General features: G+C 62.1%; 14 protein-coding genes. 5 read left to right on the forward strand and 9 right to left on the reverse strand.

All coding sequences use genetic code 11. The features are described 5' to 3' along the window. Window positions 1-36 precede the first annotated feature (36 nt). Window positions 37-951 (reverse strand): DMT family transporter, encoded by a 915-nt coding sequence (locus tag EEQ99_RS05865; protein WP_127430124.1) that lies wholly within the window; start codon window positions 949-951, stop codon window positions 37-39. 154 nt (window positions 952-1,105) lie between these two features. Between EEQ99_RS05865 and EEQ99_RS05870 the strand changes: the two genes are divergently transcribed. Beyond that, the gene (locus EEQ99_RS05870; protein WP_483251937.1) at window positions 1,106-1,966 is read left to right on the forward strand and encodes a helix-turn-helix domain-containing protein; all 861 of its coding nucleotides are present in this window, start codon (window positions 1,106-1,108) and stop codon (window positions 1,964-1,966) included. An 80-nt stretch (window positions 1,967-2,046) separates the two neighbouring features. Here the strand turns inward: EEQ99_RS05870 and EEQ99_RS05875 are convergent, their stop codons facing one another. After that, the gene (locus EEQ99_RS05875) at window positions 2,047-3,048 is read right to left on the reverse strand and encodes an NADP-dependent oxidoreductase (RefSeq protein WP_127430125.1); all 1,002 of its coding nucleotides are present in this window, start codon (window positions 3,046-3,048) and stop codon (window positions 2,047-2,049) included. 52 nt (window positions 3,049-3,100) lie between these two features. Beyond that, entirely contained in the window at window positions 3,101-3,916 is an 816-nt protein-coding gene (locus EEQ99_RS05880) for an oxidoreductase (protein WP_127430126.1), read from the reverse strand. Between the two features lie 90 nt (window positions 3,917-4,006). On the opposite strand from EEQ99_RS05880, the gene EEQ99_RS05885 reads away from it, so the two are divergent. After that, window positions 4,007-4,483, forward strand: coding sequence for a winged helix-turn-helix transcriptional regulator (locus EEQ99_RS05885; protein WP_097630902.1), 477 nt, complete (start codon window positions 4,007-4,009; stop codon window positions 4,481-4,483). Between the two features lie 85 nt (window positions 4,484-4,568). On the opposite strand, the gene EEQ99_RS05890 is transcribed toward EEQ99_RS05885, so the two are convergent. From EEQ99_RS05890 to EEQ99_RS05915, 6 genes are read right to left on the reverse strand one after another with little or no spacing between them, the layout of a single operon-like run. Continuing rightward, window positions 4,569-6,590, reverse strand: coding sequence for a beta-N-acetylhexosaminidase (locus EEQ99_RS05890; RefSeq protein ID WP_127430127.1), 2,022 nt, complete (start codon window positions 6,588-6,590; stop codon window positions 4,569-4,571). Window positions 6,591-6,642: 52 nt separating this feature from the next. Then, entirely contained in the window at window positions 6,643-7,587 is a 945-nt protein-coding gene (locus EEQ99_RS05895; RefSeq protein WP_097630900.1) for an ABC transporter ATP-binding protein, read from the reverse strand. Then, window positions 7,584-8,399, reverse strand: coding sequence for an ABC transporter ATP-binding protein (locus tag EEQ99_RS05900; RefSeq protein WP_127430128.1), 816 nt, complete (start codon window positions 8,397-8,399; stop codon window positions 7,584-7,586). Before EEQ99_RS05900 ends, EEQ99_RS05895 begins: the two co-directional genes overlap by 4 nt. Further along, the gene (locus tag EEQ99_RS05905) at window positions 8,396-9,298 is read right to left on the reverse strand and encodes an ABC transporter permease (RefSeq protein WP_127430129.1); all 903 of its coding nucleotides are present in this window, start codon (window positions 9,296-9,298) and stop codon (window positions 8,396-8,398) included. The genes EEQ99_RS05900 and EEQ99_RS05905 overlap by 4 nt, the downstream gene beginning before the upstream one ends. Continuing rightward, window positions 9,298-10,278 carry an ABC transporter permease gene (locus EEQ99_RS05910; RefSeq protein WP_127430130.1) on the reverse strand — a complete coding sequence of 327 codons (981 nt, stop codon included), beginning with the start codon at window positions 10,276-10,278 and terminating at the stop codon, window positions 9,298-9,300. Before EEQ99_RS05910 ends, EEQ99_RS05905 begins: the two co-directional genes overlap by 1 nt. A gap of 19 nt (window positions 10,279-10,297) precedes the next feature. Next, window positions 10,298-11,989: an ABC transporter substrate-binding protein gene (locus EEQ99_RS05915; protein ID WP_127430131.1), complete on the reverse strand. Its 1,692-nt coding sequence runs from the start codon at window positions 11,987-11,989 to the stop codon at window positions 10,298-10,300. Between the two features lie 381 nt (window positions 11,990-12,370). Between EEQ99_RS05915 and EEQ99_RS05920 the strand changes: the two genes are divergently transcribed. The 3 genes from EEQ99_RS05920 to EEQ99_RS05930 all read left to right on the forward strand — a co-directional run bounded on the left by EEQ99_RS05920 (window position 12,371) and on the right by EEQ99_RS05930 (window position 18,496). Then, a complete protein-coding gene (locus EEQ99_RS05920; protein ID WP_063476216.1) occupies window positions 12,371-13,279 on the forward strand; it encodes a flagellin N-terminal helical domain-containing protein in 909 nt (302 codons plus the stop codon). Between the two features lie 282 nt (window positions 13,280-13,561). Beyond that, a complete protein-coding gene (locus EEQ99_RS05925) occupies window positions 13,562-15,103 on the forward strand; it encodes a DHA2 family efflux MFS transporter permease subunit (RefSeq protein ID WP_127430132.1) in 1,542 nt (513 codons plus the stop codon). Between the two features lie 105 nt (window positions 15,104-15,208). Further along, window positions 15,209-18,496 (forward strand): GH36-type glycosyl hydrolase domain-containing protein, encoded by a 3,288-nt coding sequence (locus tag EEQ99_RS05930; RefSeq protein WP_127430133.1) that lies wholly within the window; start codon window positions 15,209-15,211, stop codon window positions 18,494-18,496. Window positions 18,497-18,498: the final 2 nt, after the last annotated feature.

The raw sequence follows: 18,498 nt of genomic DNA on the forward strand, positions 1-18,498 counted from the left end.
AGTGCTAGAGCGCCCGGGAGGTTGCCGATGCCGGCCTCATCCGCCGGCCGGCTGCCTCGCATCTGCTTGCAGCGGGCGACGGGCGAGAGGTCGCGCAAAGATGACCACGTTCCCGAGAAGCGTCAGCGCCAGGCCGATCAGGCCCAGACCGCTCCAGTGGTAGCCTTCAAAGACCGTCGACAATGACAGGGCAACGATCGGGAACAGGACGGTGGCATAGGCAGCGCGTGAGGAACCGATGCGGGACACCAGCATCAGGTAGGTGGTGAAACCGATCACCGATCCGATCGCCGCGAGATAGAACAGGGCGGCAATATAGGTGATGTTGGGCCGCGCCACGATCGGCGTTTGCGTCACGGCAATCAGGAAGAGGAGGATGATCGCGCCGTAGGTCATGCCCCATGCATTGGCGGTCAGCGGTGAGATTCCGACCGCGCTGTTTCGACGCGATGCCATGTTGCCCAGCGAGAAGAAGAGCGTGCCAAGCGCTGCGAGCCCGATCCCTTTCAACGTGCCCGTATCGAAATCGACGACAACGTCCTGTCCGAAAAGCAGGAGGAGCCCGGTTGCTCCGAGCGCCGCTGCGAGAAGCGTGCGGCCCGTAATGCGGTCGCCGAAGAACAGGCGCGCATTGACGGCATTGTAGATCGTTGCGAGCGAAAAGATCACGGAGATTAGCCCTGACGGGATGGAGGCGGCGGCGCTGTAGAAACAGATGAAATTGAGGCTGAACAGGCAGAGCGCTTGCGCAAGGATGAAAGGTTGATCGCGCAAGGCAGGGAGCTTGAGCCGCCGCATGACAGCCAGGATGGCGACGAGGATCACTGCTGCGACTGCAAATCTGTAAAAGACCGAGACCAGGACCGGCACGGGACCGACCTGCATCGCAATGGCGATCCAGGTCGTCCCCCATATGAGGACGGTCGCGATGAAGAGAGCGGCATTTGCCATGGAGTGATCCTCGTTTTCGCGACCAATAGGCGAACCGCGCGCAGGGCTCTTGCACATTCTTGCTATGAAATCGCTTTGCCCGGACTTCCTGCTCGCCATGCGGGTCGTCGACCGGTATTGTTCGCAAGGCGTGGCCAGGCATGGGGAAGTATTGGTGAAAGATAGCCGTCTCTCGGTTTTCAGATTTTTGTCCGCATCTCCCAATGCGCGGATGTCACAATCCATCGATTTGGGTTTCGGGCGATCAGCGGCCATCTGGAACAATGCACACGACAGGATGAGCTATGAGCGGCCGAACGGTCATACGTTCAGTCTTTATCTCAGAGGCGGCGCCGGAACGCGTCGTCTGGACGGCAGCCCCGTGCGCGGCCGTCCAGGGGTCCTGTGCATCATGCCACAGGGGCACTCGTCCGAATGGGAAATCACCGACTTCTTCGAATTCGTGCATCTGTATGTTCCCGACGATCAAATGCGCCGGATGTTTTCCGAGACGTTTGACCGCGATGCTCGGCTCATGGCTCTTCCCGAAGTGACCTTCGCAGAGGCACCTGCCTTGGCGCACACGCTGCGGCAGATGACGAAAGCGATGTTGGCGGGCGGTCATCTGTTGGCTGAAGAAGCAATGACGCAGGCGATCAACGATCTTTTCGTTGATCCGCGTTTTGGCGGGATGCGTCCCTGCGCGATCAGCGGCGGGCTCGCTCCTCATGTGCGACGCCGTATTCTCGAGTATATCGAGGCCCATCTCGGTGAGACGATCCGCCTACAGGATCTGGCGACGATCGGGCAGCTCAGCGCCTTTCATTTTCAGCGGATGTTCCGGGCAAGCTATGGTGTGTCCCCGCATGGCTGGGTGGCCCATCGGCGTGTCGAGCGCGCCAAATCGATGTTGTGCGGCATGGACCCGATCGCGCAGATCGCTTCGGCCTGCGGTTTCAGCAGCCAGAGCCACATGACACGGGCATTCAAGTTGGGCACAGGCGTCACACCCTCTGCCTACCGGCAACGACAGTGAAGTCCTTCGCTCGACCGCACTTGTCTTTTCCGCAGCCAATCCGCGCTTGACGTCCTGCAAAAGCCCCTCGGCTAAAGACCTCACTTCACCGCGATGACGACCTTACCCTTCGCGCGTCCCGTTTCCACATAGTCCAGCGCCTGGTTGGTCTTCTCGAACGGGAAGGCCCGGTCGATGACGGGGCGGATGGCGCCCGCCTCGATCAGCGCGGTGATCTTGCCGAGTTGCGCGCCGTTTGCCGTCATGAAGAGGAAGGAATAGCCTATCCCCAGGCGTTTCGATTTCCGCCTGATGTCGAAGCTCAAGAAGCGCATGACCTGCTGCAGCAGCCAGCCGAAGCCGTTTTCCCTGGCGAAGTCGGGATCAGGCGGACCTGATATCGAGATCAGCTTGCCGCCCGGCTTGAGGACGGCGAGCGATTTCTCCAGCGTATCCTTGCCGAGGCTGTTCAGCACGACGTCATAACCCTTCAGCACCTTTTCGAAGTCGTCCTTCTTGTAATCGACCACCACGTCGGCGCCGAGGCTTTTCACCAGATCGATATTTGCCGTGCTCACGGTCGTCGCCACATGGGCGCCGAGATGTTTGGCAAGCTGGATCGCGATGGTGCCGACGCCGCCCGAGCCCGCATGGATCAGCACCCGCTGCCCCTTCTGCAACTTGGCGCGCTCGACCAGCGCCTGCCATGCGGTCAGCGCCACAAGCGGAATGGATGCGGCCTCTTCCATGCTGAGATTGGCGGGCTTCGGGGCGATATCGGCAGCGTCGATGGCGATATACTCGGCGAAGGTGCCGATGCGATCCTTGCCGGGGCGCGCATAGACCTCGTCGCCAGGCTTGAATTGCCGGACATTGGCGCCCACCCGGACCACGACACCAGCGACATCATTGCCGAGCACCAACGGAAGCCGGTAAGGCAGGATCAGCTTGAACTCTCCCTCCCGGATCTTGGCATCCAGCGGGTTCACGCTAGCGGCATGGATCTCGACCATGACGTCATTCTCGCGCAGCTGCGGTTCAGGGCTCTGGCCGAGCCTGAGGGCGCCGCCTTTCTTGTAGCGATCGATCAGGAATGCTTTCATGAAGGCGAACTTTCGTGTTTGTGATGAGCCGACAATGCGCGGCAAGCCAGGATCAATCGGGAAGTTTGTTGAATTTCCGCAGGCTCTTGTCGACGAAGGACTCGGGCAGGAAGCGGCGGATGAAACGCACCTGTCCTGCTGCTTTCCCGGCCGTGTAACGTCTCTTGGGCGATGGCGCATTGGCAGCCCGGACGACGGTTGCGGCGACCACTTCGGGCGCATCGCCCTTCGAGACGATCTCGCGCATCAGCTTCTCTGCATCGGCACGCACCGCATCATAGACGGCAAGCGGCTTGTCCGGCCGGGTGATGTTCTCCTCGAAAGAGGTGCGAGTGACGCCCGGTTCGACGAGCACGACGCGGATGCCCTGCGTTCGCACTTCATGGTCGAGGGATTCCGAATAGCCTTCGATCGCGTGTTTGGTTGCTGCGTAGAGCGCGTTGAAGGGCGCCGGGATCAGCCCGAGGATCGAGCTCAGGTTGATGATCCGGCCGCTACGCTGCCGCCGCATCACCGGCAGCACTGCATTGGTCATGCGCATCGTGCCGAAGACGTTGACGTCGAAGACGGCTTTGGCCTGCGCCGTCGTCGACTCCTCGGCACCGCCGAGCAGGCCGATCCCGGCATTGTTGACGAGCAGATCGATCCGTCCCGTGCGTTTCAGAACCTCGTCGACGACGCCCCGCACGGATTGATCGTCGATGACGTCGCAGACCAGCATGGTGATGCCATCGGCGGTATCAGACATCGGCTTCCGGCTGGTGCCGAACACACGGTAACCGTCGTGCCGCAGCGCTTTCGCCGTCACCAGCCCGATGCCGGAGGAAGCCCCGGTGACCAGGGCAACGCCGCGTTCTCTCTTGCTCATCAATGTCTGCCTTCGTTTTTGTCATGGAACATCTATGCGCAACCTGTTACTATCAAATTGATAGCAAGTCACTACTAAAAAGATATCGACATGAAGAATCTTTCGAATCAACCCTGTCTGATCGCCCGTAGCCTGGCGCTCGTCGGCGATGCGTGGAGCATGCTGATCATGCGCGACGCCCATGCGGGGCTGACCCGCTTCGATGAATTTCGCAAAAGCCTCGGCATCGTCCCGACGATGCTGACGGGGCGGCTGTCATCGTTGACCGAGGAAGGGCTCTTGGAAAAACGCCGCTATTCCGAGCGCCCGCCGCGCGATGAATATGTGCTGACGGAGGCTGGCCGCGACTTTCTGCCGGTGCTGTTTGCGATCGGTGCCTGGGGCCGCAAGCATCGCGGCGGCGGTGACGTCACCCGCTTCTTCGACGCCGAGACCGGAACCGAGATCGATCCCGTCACCATCGACCGCGCGACCGGCGCGCCGATTGGAACACGTCCGATTCGTATCGCCGCAGCCGAATGTCAGCCGCCCGCGGCAGATGAAGCGGCACCGGACAATTCCCTTTGAAAGCAATGTCAGTATCCCCCGCCATCACCGCCTCCGGCGATGGCAAGGGTGGTCGGCAAATCAAAACCCGTGGCCGATCCGGGCGCTACGACTGCTGCAGCCCGTAGAGCAGCGGCATCAGTCCTGCTAGCGCCCTGAAACGCTCCCACGACTTGGATGACGGCTTCGTCCAGCCCGTTTCAGCAAGGGCGGAAAGGCGGGGGAAGACGAGGCGGTCGAAAACGGCGCGATCCGTCATCGGCTCGGACCAGATGCAGGCCTGGATGCCGAGGAGCTTCTGTTTCTGTGCTGTCGTCCAGCCGCCGATGGGGTCGAAATTGTAGAGCTTTTCCGCATCCGAAGTCCCCGCCCAGCTGGCGCCGGGCTCGTCCCAATCGGGCCTGAGCGCCATGTCGAGGTAATAGACCTGCCCGGGGCAGACCACCATTTGATAGCCGCGTTCGGCAAGTTCGGCCGAGACCTCGACGTTGCGCCAGCTGCAGAGATAGCTCTTCGATTTGTCGATGACATCGCCGTGGGCGGCCTCTTCCCAGCCGCCGGTGATGCAGCCCTTGCTCGCAAGGAAGCGCTGGACACGATTCAGGAACTCCGCCTGCAGGATGGCGGCGCCCGAGCCGTGGATGTCGTCGGCGCCATGGGTATTGGTCACGACGTTCAGCCGCTTGGCATGCGCATCGGCCACCTCGTCGCCCGCCACGGTGCGCAGGCGCTCAAGCGCTTCCGGCGAGCCGGACCACGCGCCGAGCGGAACTTCGTCGGCGCCGAGATGGATGGTCTTGAACGGAAAGAGCTCGATGAGTTCCGAGAGGATCGTCTCGATGATCTCGTAGGTCTTCTCGCGGGCCGGGTTGATGCAATTGTCGGGAAAGCCCTGAACCGAATAGTAGCTGCCGACCTCGGCCGGGTCGCGCAGCTCCGGTATCGCCTGTAGCATGGCGTAGCAATGGCCGGGGACATCGATCTCCGGCACGATCTCGACGCCGAAGCTCTTAGCCTGGGCGACGATCTCGCGGATCGCAGCCTTGGTGTAATAACCGCCGGTGCGGGCAGGGCTCGAACCGAGCAGCGGCGGAACGGCCAGGCCATGGCCGCGCCAGGCGCCGACCGCGGTCAGGGCGGGATAGGCGTCGATCTCGACGCGCCAGGCTTCGTCGTCGGAAAGGTGCCAGTGGAAGCGGTTGAGCTTGTTCCAGGCCAGCACCGCCACGAGCTTCTTGACCTCGGCAGCACCGTAGAACTGGCGGGCGACATCGAGATGCAGCCCGCGCCAGCCCATCGACGGTTCGTCGACGATCTCGCCTGCGGCCGGAAACTGGAAGACTTGGGGATGCAGCCTTGCGCCGCGCCAGATCTGGCCGAGCGTGACGAGACCGTAGAAGAAGCCGCTCTGGCGGCTTGCCTCGATGGTGATCGTCTCACCTTCGAAACTCAGCCGGTAAGCCTCTGGTCCGAACCCGGTGGCCTCCTTCAGGACAACCGGAACCGCGCCTTCCGCCTCGCGCCGCACGATGCCTTCAACGGCGAAGAGATGCTCGACCAGCGCTGCGAAGCTGCGTGCTGCCGCCTCCCCTTCAGCGCTTTGCGCCTGCGGCGCAAAACCGGCCGGCAGCGGCCGGCGGGCAGTGACGGCCACATGGTTCGGCCAGGGGATGATTGACACCTGAACCGGCGCGTTGACGGGAACCGGATAGATCTCGGCGCCACGCTTCAGCGGCGCGTTGCTGACCGAAGATCGCGTCGGCTCTATGGTGAGCACGATCGTGCTGCCGTCGGAAAGCGCGAGATAGCCGCTCGTCGCGCCGTCCGTCCAGTGGCGGAACTGCCAGCTCAGCGCATAGACCGAGATCGTCCACGTCTCGCCGGCGCCGAGAACGAAATTGGCCGGCGGCTGGAATTCGGTGAAATTCGAGAGCCGCTGCGAAACCGTGGCGCCTTCGACACGACCTGCCGGATCGACACGACCCGGGCCGCTGACGCAAAGCGAGAAATTCGAAAGCGGCTCGGTGCCGAGGTTCTTGAGGCGCAGGACGTAGGAAAACTCCTTGCCATCGGCAGGCGGGTTCCAAAGGGTTTCAAGCCGCAGGGCTTTCGGTCGTGATGTGGACATGGTCACTCTTTCCTTTTGAGGATTGGCCTTTTGAGAATTGGCCTTTTGAAAATCAGCTCTCGAGCATTCCGGCATTCGAGCCGCCAAGCGCGCGCATGAAATGATTGGGGCCGACCTGCTCGACGACGGTGGACTCAGGACGGCTGAGCGAGCGCACCTTTTCCGCCTGTTCGAGGAAACGCGCGCTTCCGCCCGTCACGAACGGCCGGCTGCCATCCGGAACGGCTGAAAGCAGCAACCGCGTATAGGGATGGCGGGGATCGGAGAGGACGGCATCGGTATCGCCCCATTCGACCATTTGACCGGCGAACATCACGACGATCTCCTCGGCCACATGTGCGGCCGTCGCGATGTCGTGGGTGATATAGAGCATGGCCAAGTCGTTTTCACGCTTCACTGTGGCGAGCAGATCGAGAATGTCCTTGCGGATGGAGACATCGAGCATCGAGGTCGGCTCATCGGCGACCAACACGCTCGGCGCGACCGCCAGCGCGCGGGCGATGTTGACGCGCTGCCGCTGCCCGCCCGAAAGCTCATGCGGGAATTTTTGCCGGGTCAAATCGGGTTCCAGCCCCACGCTTGCCAGCAGGCTGGCAATCTCTTCGGCAAGATCCGCCCTCGCGCCGTTCTGCCGGTGCAATTGCAGCGGCCGCGCCAGATGATGGCTGACGGTGAAGGCCGGGTTGAGCGACGAGAACGGATCCTGGAAGACCATCTGCACCTCTCGGCGGTAGCGATGCTCATCCTTGGCCTCGCCGCGGGCGGTCAGATCCTGTCCGCGGAAAAACAGCCTGCCGCCGGTCGGCTTGTCCAGACGCGCGATGATGCGGGCGCAGGTCGTCTTGCCGCAGCCGGATTCGCCGACCAGCGCCAATGCCCGGCCGGGAAAGAGCGAGAAGGACACACTTTTCAGCGCCTGGACCGGGCCGAAATTGCGCTTGATGTCTTCGAGCCGGATCACGGCATCCGTGACAACAGCATCAGTCTCCGCTTTCATGCCAGGACCCCCGAGAGATGCGGATTGCCCGGAAGCTGTGGAATGGCATTCCAGAGCTTGCGGGTATAGGCGTGCAGCGGCGCCTGGGCGACCTGCCGCACGTCGCCCACTTCAACGAGTTCGCCCTTCAGCATGACGCCGATGCGCTGGCAGAGCTGCGCCATCAGATGCAGGTCATGGGTGATGAAGAGCACCGAGAAACCATAGCTCCGCTGCAGATCGACGACCTGCTCGAGGATCTCCCGCTGCACGACGACGTCGAGCGCGGTCGTCGGCTCGTCCATGATGATGAGTTCGGGCCTCAGCGCCAGGCAGATCGCAATGACGATGCGCTGACGCATGCCGCCGGAGAACTGGTGCGGGTAATCGCCGATGCGATGGGTGGGAATGCCGACAAGGCGGAACATCTCCTCGGCCCGAGCTCTTGATTCCTCGCGCGAACAACCGGTGTGCCGGGAGAGAACGTCGTGGAACTGCGCCTCGACCCGCATCAGTGGATTGAGCGAATTCATCGCGCTCTGAAAGACCATGCCGATGCGCTTCCAGCGGATACGCTGCAGCTCGCGTTCCGGCAGCCTCAGGAGATCCTGTCCGGTGAGCCGGATGCTGCCGCCGCTGATCCAGGCCGGCGCCTTGGAAAGACGGGTGATGGCATAGGCGATCGTGCTCTTGCCGCAGCCGGATTCACCGGCCAGCCCGAAGATCTCGCCGCGGCCGATAGTGAAGGAGACGTCCCTGACGGCGCGAAACTCTCCCTTGTCGACGAGATAGTCGACATTGAGCTTGTCGATTTCCAGCAGATTGTCGCTCATCGGCCAAGCTCCAGTTCCCGGTTGCGGGCGCGGGTGAGGCGGAACCAGCGCGTCAGCGCCGGGCCGGAGCGCAGCTGCGGATTGGCGATCTCGTCTAAGGTGAAATTCAAAAGCGCAAGGCCAAGCCCCGTCAGTGCGATGCCTGCTGCCGGCACGCCGATGTCCCACCATGCGCCGACCATGATCGCCGAGGAATTCTGGGCATTGTAGAGCATCGTGCCCCAGGAGACCTTCAAGGGATCGCCAAAGCCGAGATATTCGAGCGTCGTCTGGGCAACGATGGCGTAGATGATGCTGCCGACGAGGTTGATGCCGATCAGCGTCGTCAGGTTCGGCAGGATTTCCACGAAGATGATGCGCCAGGCCGGCTCTCCGATCATCTTGGAGGCCGTGACGAAATCACGGTTGCGAAGCGCCATCGTCTGCGAGCGCGTCATGCGGGCGCCCCAGGGCCAGGAGGTCAGCGCGATGATCGCCATGATCGTCATCGGCCCCACCGTGCCGGCGAAGGAGGCGAGCAGGATTAAGAGCGGCATGTTCGGCACGACAAGCACGGCGTTGGTCGCAAGGTCGAGCACCGCATCGGTCCTGCCGCCGGCATAACCGGCGACGAGGCCGATGGCCGTGCCGAGCACGGTGATGGCAATCCCCGTGGCAAAGCCGACGGAGAGAGAACTGCGGGCGCCCCAGACGAACTGGCGATAGACGTCCCGCCCCATCTTCGTGGTGCCCATGACATGTTCGATCGATGGCGGTTGGTGCGACCGCCCGACACGCGCTCCCGGCTCGCCGGGCGCGACGATCGGCGCAAACAGCGCCATCAGCCACAGGGCAACAATGATGACGAGGCCGGCCAGCGCCTTCTTCTGCCTGAGAATAGGCCGGAGTCCGAAGCCCATTATACGGCCTCCCGCAATCTGGGATCGACGAGCCCATAAATGAGGTCGACGAGGAAATTGGCGCCGAGCGTCGCGAGCGTCATCAGCAGTAGCTGTCCCTGGATGACCGGGTAATCGCGGGCGATGCTCGCAGTATAGAGCGTCAGTCCCAAGCCGGGATAGTTGAAGACGATCTCGGTAACGATCGAGCCGCCGAAGACGGCGCCGAGCATCAGCGCCAGGTTGGTCAGCACCGGAAGCATGGCATTGCGCGCGCCGTAACCGAACATGACCGTGAGGTGGCTGAGGCCCTTGGCACGCCCCATAGTCACATAATCCTCGCCGAGCACCGAGATCATCGACGAGCGCATCGTCGTCTGGAATTCGCCGATCAGGAACGGTGACAGCGTCAGCACCGGCAGGATCGCATGGGCAAAGACGCTGCCGACGAAGGTGAAATCGAAGGCAGGATCGAGGTTCGGATCATAGGCATAGCCGACAGGAAACCAGCGCAGCGAGACCGCGAAGACGAACAGCGTCGTCAGCGCCACGATGACAGGCGGCACCGAAATCATGATCACGGAGAGCGGCGAGACGATCGTGTCGAAGCGCCCGCCGCGGCGCCAGGCCGAGATCGCGCCAAGCACGACACCGACGCAGAGCGAAAAGATGATCGCGGTCGTCACGAGAAAGACCGTCCAGAGCGTCGAGCGGCCAAGAACCTGGACGACGGTCTGGGGATAATATTTGACCGAGACGCCGAGATGGAAGGTCGCAAGCCCCTTCACGTAATCGACGAACTGCCAGAGCATCGGCTGGTCGACCGCGCCGAAGCGCGCCTTGATCGCCTCAACGGCCGCGGGTGTCGCCCGCGGGCCGAGCTGGGCGACCATGGCATCGACCGGACTCCCCGGCATGAGCCGGGGAAGGATGAAGTTCATGACGATCGCGAACGCCAGGGCGACCGCATAGACGCCGAGGCGCCGGCTCGAAACGCGCATTTCCGCTCCTTCGCGAGGCTCAGCTGACCGGCTTGAGGCGCAGCAAATGCATCAGGCGCATGCGGTTATTGTCATGATCCTCCGGATTCATGACGGGATCCTTGTCGGTGACCCAGCCGGTGAAGCGTTTGCTGGAGAACTGATACCAGGTCGGCCCGTTGAACACCGGCACGACGGGGAAGTCGTCGGCAATCAGCAGCTGGATGTCGTTGAAGATCTTCTTGTGATCATCCTCCGACGTTGCCTTCAGATATTGATCGAAAAGGGCGTCCAGCTTCGGGTTCGAATAGCGCGAGGGCGCGCCGGTGATGCGCCCGCCATAGGCGGTCGACAGGCTCTGATAATAGCCGCGGAACGGGGTTGCGCCGTCGGCGCGGGAGTTCATGACGACCTCGAAGCTGCCGTCGATGATCTGCTTGCGCCATTGTTCGTATTCCGGCGTGGCAACCGACGCGTTGATGCCGGCGGCGCGCAGCCCTTCGACCGCGATCTGCACCGCGTCGATCCAGTCCGTCCAGCCGTTCGGAACGATGATCGGGAAGGCGATTGGCTTGCCGCCTGGCGTCGTGCGGAAACCGTCGGCGCCTTTCTTGTAGCCGGCATCGTCGAGGATCTTGTTGGCCTTCTCGGTATCGAAGCCCATGAAGGCGTCCTTGTCGCCTTCGGCGCCCTTGTTGCGCCAGGTCTCGAAGCGCGGCGGCAGGCCGGTCGCATGTTCGTTGACGACGGGATAGCCGAAGCCGGCAATATCGACCATCGATGCGCGGTCCATGGCAAGGCTGAAGGCGTGACGGAAATTCAGGTCCTTATAGGCCTCGAGGTTGCCTTCATTGCCGCTCTTGAAGTTCATCTGGAAGGCGACGGTTTCGGCCGGCGGCTGCCAATAGCCGTTGTGATCGGCATCGAGCGCGACGAAGGTCTTGTCGATCTGCGGGATGAAGGAGCCGATCCAGTCCATATTGCCTTCCGGCAGGATGGCAAGCATCTGGTCGTTGCCCGAAATCTGCGGCAGCCGGAGGCAGTCGACGTGCAGCGAGGCAGCATCCCAGTAATTCGGGTTGCGGCACTGCTCGTAGACCTGCGGCGTGAAGCGGCGCAGCTCCGTCATCGGGCCGGAGCCCACAGGCTTCTCGTTTTTGAAGGCGACCGGATCGGAAACGTCCTTCCAGATATGCTCGGGAACGACGGCCAGATCCGCAAGCGATTCCGGGAAATCGGAATTCACCGCCTTGAGATCGATCCTGACCTCGGTCGGCGACGGCGTTTCGACGGAGGCAACGCTCTCGCCGACGCCGACAGTGTCGAGGGCGGCGTTCTTCAGCATCAGATCGATCGTGTATTTCACGTCGGCCGACGTCAGCGGTTGGCCGTCTGACCACTTCACGCCTGACCGCAGCGTATAGGTCACCGATTTCATATCCTCGGAGAATTTATAATCAGTCGCCAGGCGAAACACCGGCTTGCCGCCATCCTCGGCATTGAAGATGACCAGGGGCTCGTAGATGAAATCCATCGTGCTCTGCCGGCGGCCGGCCAGGTCGAAGGGATTGAAGTTCTGCACCCAGCTGGTCTGCTCTTCGATGTGCATCGTCAGCACCGATTCAGCGGCTGCACCCCCCGCTCCAAAAACGACGAATGCCGTCAGGGCGGTTGCTACTGCCCAGCCGGCACACACGGAAATATTGCGGATTGCCCTCTTGCTCGATCTCATTCCAACGTTCCCCTTGTGCTTTATTTTTGGAGTCAATCAAATTGATTTAATATTGATAGTCAGTTTCCCGCCGACCCGTCAATTGCCGATCTCAAATTTCTGCAGCGACCTTTCGGCTCAGCTCTTCGGCAGAAATCAATGCAGGATTCGCCCGTGAGATGGCCGGCGGATCAGGGTCTTCCGAGGTTTCACGTCCCGTTTCGAGAAAAATATCGGGCCATGCGCGCCGCGTTAACCATTAAGGTACTTTTAAGTACGATAATTAACCCAACGGTGGCGAATTGATCGGAAACACGGATCGATAAGCATGAGGCTGCTCGCCACGGCCGGGATGTTCCCCGGGATGCAACACATTCAACCTCCGAAGCAGGCGAATTTCCCATGACGAGCATCAATACGAACAATTCAGCGATGTCTGCCCTTCAGACGCTGCGCAGCATCAACTCCAATCTCGAAACGACACAGAACAGTGTTTCCACCGGTTACCGGGTCGACACCGCATCCGACAACGCCGCTTACTGGTCGATCGCAACCACGATGCGGTCTGACAACAAGGCGCTCTCCGCCGTGTCCGACGCGCTCGGCCTCGGCGCAGCAAAGGTCGATACGGCCTATACGGCCATGGACAATGCGATCGACGTCGTCGACGAGATCAAATCCAAGCTCGTCGCAGCAACCGAGGACGGTGTCGACAAGTCCAAGGTCCAGGAAGAAATCAGCCAGTTGCAGGAACAGCTGGCGAGCATTGCCCAGTCGGCGTCGTTCTCGGGCGAGAACTGGGTTGCGGGCGCGGATGGCACGAAAAGTGTCGTATCCTCCTTCGTTCGCGACGGTTCCGGCGCCGTTTCCGTTAAAATGACGGAATACACCCTGGATACCAGCTCCGTGGGCAATGTGTTGTTCGGCATGAGCGGCGGGTCGATCGAAACCTCCACGGGGATTCTCGGAACGGCTGATGCATATGGCAATTCCGTCTATTCGCTCGATATCACGAACTTCACCACCGGTCAGATCCAGTCGGCCCTGTCGACCATCGAATCCGCGCTATCGGCAATGACCTCTGCCGGTGCGCAACTGGGTTCGATCTCGACGCGCATCGACCTGCAGGAAGACTTCGTCGGTGCGCTTTCCGATTCGATCGACTCGGGCGTGGGCCGGCTGGTCGATGCCGATATGGAGGAGGAGTCGAGCAAACTCTCCGCCTTGCAAACACAACAGCAGCTGGCGATCCAGTCGCTGTCGATCGCGAATTCGTCGTCGCAGAACATCCTGTCGCTCTTCCGCGGCTAATCGTCCTGGCCGCAAAAGGAGCCGGGCGCATAGAACGCCCGGACCGCATTCGCCGATCGAACATCGAGCCTGGCCTTCCCGGTCAGGCTCGATTGCGTTGGTGACGTATTTGTGTGGGCAGGCTCTATCGCTTCCGTCCTCATCCGAACTATGGTGTCGCGATTGGCGGAATCGCGGTCCATTTCTTTGCTTGAACCATGCCGTCGGTCGTCTCGATCGTAAACGCGATCAGCCTTGGCTTTCGCAGTCGGGAGCGAAGAATGCAGTGCGCGGGATCATCGCATGTCGGAACGACTTGAATCTGCCCGTTCTGGTGAAACGCCCGCCATCGTCTGGCTCGGCTTTCTGGCGATGTGCGTCGGCATGTTCATGGCGATCCTCGACGTCCAGGTGGTGGCGACATCGCTGCCGACCATTCAGTCGGCGCTCGGCATCGATCCGGATCAGATGAGCTGGATACAGACGGCCTATCTCATCGCCGAAGTGGTGGCGATCCCGCTCACCGGCCTGTTGACGCGGCTTCTGACGATGCGGTGGCTGTTCGTCACCGCCATCAGCCTGTTCGTCGCCGCCTCCGCCGGCTGCGCGGCCAGCGGCAGTTTCGGTGAGCTGGTCGCCTGGCGGGTGCTGCAGGGTTTTTCCGGTGGAACCCTGATCCCCTCGGTATTTTCAGCCGTGTTCATCCTCTTTCCGAACGAGCGACAGGCGCTGGCGACGACCATCGCCGGCGTGCTGGCGGTGCTGGCGCCGACCGTCGGGCCGATCGTCGGCGGATGGTTGACGCAGACCTATTCCTGGCATTGGCTGTTCCTGATCAACATCATCCCCGGCATCGTCTCGGCAATTCTGGCGGCGCGCTTCCTGCCGCGGCAGGCGGCCGATCCGTCCGAGCTTGGGCATCTCGACGTTCTGTCGCTTCTCTTGATGGCGACCGCGTTGACGAGCCTGGAACTCAGCCTGAAAGAGGCGCCGACCAGCGGCTGGACCTCGGCCTATGTGCTCGGCCTGCTGGCCCTCTGTCTTGCGTCGGGAGGCGCGTTCATAGGGCGAACGCTCTACCGAAGCCGGCCGATCGTCGATCTCGGCAATTTCGGCGACCGGAACTTTCTCGTCGGCTCGGTGCTGAGCTTCGTGCTCGGCATCGGCCTCTTCGGCTCGGTTTATCTCATGCCGGTCTTTCTCGCTTTCATCAGGGGACATGACGCGCTCGCAATCGGCATGACGATGCTGGTCACCGGCATTGCGCAACTGATCACCGCGCCGATCGCGGTGGCGCTGGAGAAGCGCATGGATGCGCGGCTGCTGTCGGCCGCCGGTTTCGCCCTGTTTGCGATCGGTGTCGGAATGAGCGCGTTTCAGGATCCCCGCTCCGATTATGACGCGATGTTCTGGCCGCAGGTCGTGCGCGGCGTCGCCATCATGTTCTGCCTGCTGCCGCCGACGCGGCTGGCGCTCGGCACGCTTCCGCCGGATCGCATCCCCGATGCGAGCGGTCTTTTCAATCTGATGCGCAATCTCGGCGGGGCGATCGGCATCGCGCTGATCGACACCATCATCTACACGCGCTCGGAACCGCTGGGACAAAGCCTCTGGACCCGTCTTCAAACCGGCGATATCGAGGCTGCGACATTTGTCGGCGCACCTCTCCAGGCCATATCGGGACATAGCGGCAGCTTCGATGCGGACACGACGGCGGTGCTCGATCCGCTGGTCCAGACCGCGGCAAGCGTCCAGGCGATCAACGAAGCCTGGCTGGTCATCGCCGTCATGACCGGCTGCGCCCTGCTCTCAGTCCCCTTCGCCAGGCGGCCGGCGTCAACGTGAAAACCAAGGTGATAAGTTGCCGATCTTCCGATCGCCGGTAAGATTTCTCTCAATCATTTTGCGTCATCCTCCAGTTCCCCTCTGAAGCCAATCGACGAGATCTCAATGGCCCCGGACCTTACGCGCAGTTTTCAAATGCCCCGACGCGAGGAGCTTGGCCTCGTCACGATCAGCAACGGGTCCGGCCTGTCGGTATCGGCCCTGCCGAACGGCACGCTGTTTGCCATCGAATATGCCGACGACAAGGGATCGGTGCAGATCAACCAGATCCAGGGCTCGCCGCTGTTTGGCGGCATCGGTCGCCTTTATCTGCGCATCGGCGGCGCGGCACCCGAGGTCGTCGAGATTGTCGGGCCACGCGCCAATGGCGGCTTCGGGCACGATGTGACGAGCCTTTCCTGGAGCGGCGAAACAGGCGATATCGGCTACGCCGTCCGTCTTGAGCTGCATCCTTCCGAAACGGCCTGGTTCTGGCGCGTCTCCATCCGGCATCTGAAGGAGGGAACGCTGCCGGCGGATCTGGTGCTGATCCAGGACGTCGGTCTCGGCGATCGCGGCTTCCTGATGAACAGCGAAGCCTATGCCTCGCAATATGTCGATCACCATATTGCCGATCATCAGACATTCGGCCCTGTGGTGATGAACCGGCAAAATCTCAAGCAGTCGGGCGCCCGCAATCCCTGGCTCGCGCAGGGCTGCGTCGATGGCGCGGCTGCCTATGCCACGGATGCGATCCAGCTGGTGCAGGCGAAGAACCGTCTCGATGATCTGCTGGTCGGCCCCTTCGGCACCAGCCTGCCAAGCAAACGGCGCCAGCAGGAGACGGCATGTCCCGCCATCCAGTCGAAAGCGCTCTCCGTGCCGGCAAGCGGTGTGACCGCGACCTTCTTTGCCGTCTTTGCCGCCGATCATCCCGAGGCGTCGAGCGATGCCGATCTTTCGCGGCTCGATGGGCTGGCGACGACGGACAATACGGCCGCCGATATCGCAGAGGCGGCGCCGGTGCGCAGCCTGCTGCAGGATGCCGCCCTGCTGAAGGCCGAAACGCTCGACAAAAACGCGATCAGCCAGCTTTATCCCCAGCGCAGCCTCGAAGAGCGGGGCGGCGGAAAGCTGTTGTCGTTTTTTGTCTCCGACGGCGTTTTGAACCGCCATGTCGTGCTGCGCGACAAGGAACTCATGGTGGCCCGCCGCCACGGCGCGATCGTTCGTAGCGGCCAGAATATGCTGCTCGACGATGCGACGCTTGCCGCGACCTGCTGGATGCAGGGCATTTTCGCCGCGCAGCTGACGATCGGCAACACCTCCTTTCACAAACTCTTTTCCGTGTCCCGCGACCCCTACAATCTGACGCGCGCCAGCGGGCTGCGCATCATGGCGGATCTTGGCGCCGGCTGGCAGCTGCTGGCGGTGCCGTCGGCTTTCGAAATGGGTCTCAGCGATTGCCGCTGGATCTATCGCCTCCCCGAACGCACGATCATCGTTTCGGCGGTCGCCTCCGGCGAGGATGCGGCGATGCAGTGGACCATTTCCGTCGAGGGCACGCCGTGCCGCTTCCTGGTGTTCGGCCATGTCGTGCTCGGCGAGCGCGAATATGATGCGGGCGGCCAGATCGAATTCGACACCTCGGGCAAACGCATCCTTTTCCGGCCGGACCCGGCCTGGCTCTGGGGCGAGCGTTATCCCGATGCCAGCTATTGGCTGGTAAGTTCGACACCCGAGGCCATCGAGGAGATCGGCGGCGACGAACTGCTTTATAGCGATGGGGTGGCGCGCAACGGCGCCTTCGTCGCGCTCCGATCCCGACCGACGCAGGTGCTTTCCTTCGCCGTCGTCGGTTCGATGACCGATGCGGCGGAAGCCGAGCACCTGGCGCAACGCTATGAGGCCGGCGTCACCGACGAGGCCATGCTTGCGCCGGCATCAAGATTCTGGCGCAACGCCGTGCGCGGCGTAACGATCGGCAGCACCTTGCCTGATCTTGCGGCGCAGACGGCCCTGCTGCCCTGGCTCGCGCATGATGCCATCGTTCATCTGAGCGTGCCGCATGGCCTCGAACAATATACCGGCGCTGCCTGGGGTACACGCGACGCCTGCCAGGGTCCGATCGAATTCCTGCTCGCCTATGAGCATGATCGCGAGGCCAAAGAGGTGCTGAAGACCGTCTTCAGCGAACAATACCTGGAGAAAGGCGACTGGCCGCAATGGTTCATGCTGGAGCCCTATGCCAATATCCGGGCGGGCGATAGCCACGGCGATATCGTCGTCTGGCCGCTGAAGGCGCTCTGCGACTATATCGAGGCGACCGGCGATCTCGCCATCCTCGACGAGAAAGTCTCCTGGCGCGATGAAAAGACGATGGCCAGGGCGAGGGAAGCCGATACCATCGCCATCCATGTCGAGAAGCTGCTCGATACCGTCCGCGAAGCTTTCATCCCGGGAACGCATCTGATCCGCTACGGCGAGGGAGACTGGAACGATTCTTTGCAGCCGGCCGATCCGCATCTGCGCGACTGGATGGTCAGCAGCTGGACCGTCGCCCTGCTCTACGAGCAGATCGTCCGCTATTCCGCGATCCTGCGCCGCCTTGGCCATGGTGATAAGGCCAAGGGCTTGAGGAAGATCGCAACGGCGATGCGCCGGGATTTCAACCGCCATCTCGTGCGTGACGGCGTCGTTGCCGGCTACGGCATCTTCGATCCCGCCCATGACGGCGTCGAATTGCTGCTGCATCCGAGCGATCGGCGCACCGGCCTGCACTTCTCGCTGATCTCGATGACGCAGGCAATGCTCGGCGGCCTGTTCACGCCGGCGCAGAGACGCGATCATATGAAGCTGATTAAAGAGCATCTGCTCTTCCCCGACGGCGTGCGGCTGATGGAGAAGCCGGCGACCTATGCCGGCGGACCCGAGACGCTGTTTCGCCGAGCCGAATCCTCCTCCTTCTTCGGCCGCGAGATCGGCTTGATGTATGTGCATGCGCATCTGCGCTATTGCGAAACGCTGGCGCTGGAGGCCGAGATGGAAGAGCTCTGGAAGGCGATCGCCGTCGTCAATCCGATTTCGATCACGTCAGCGCTGCCGCATGCGTCGCTGCGCCAGCGCAATACCTATTTCAGCAGCAGCGATGCGGCTTTCCATGACCGCTACCAGGCGGCGGCCGAATGGGAGCGTGTCAAGGCGGGAGAGATCGCCGTCGACGGCGGATGGCGCATCTATTCGAGCGGCCCCGGCCTCTACACCAGGAGCTTCGTCGAAAATATCCTGGGCTTCAAACGGCGCTTCGGCCGGCGCAAACGCAAGCCGCTTCTTCCGGCGATCCACGCTTCCGTCGATCTGCACACCGACCACGCCGCCTGGCGGCGGCTGATGAAGCCGAAGCCTGAGCTGTAAAA

It is taken from the genome of Rhizobium anhuiense (assembly GCF_003985145.1).
Classification (GTDB): Bacteria; Pseudomonadota; Alphaproteobacteria; order Rhizobiales; family Rhizobiaceae; genus Rhizobium; species Rhizobium anhuiense.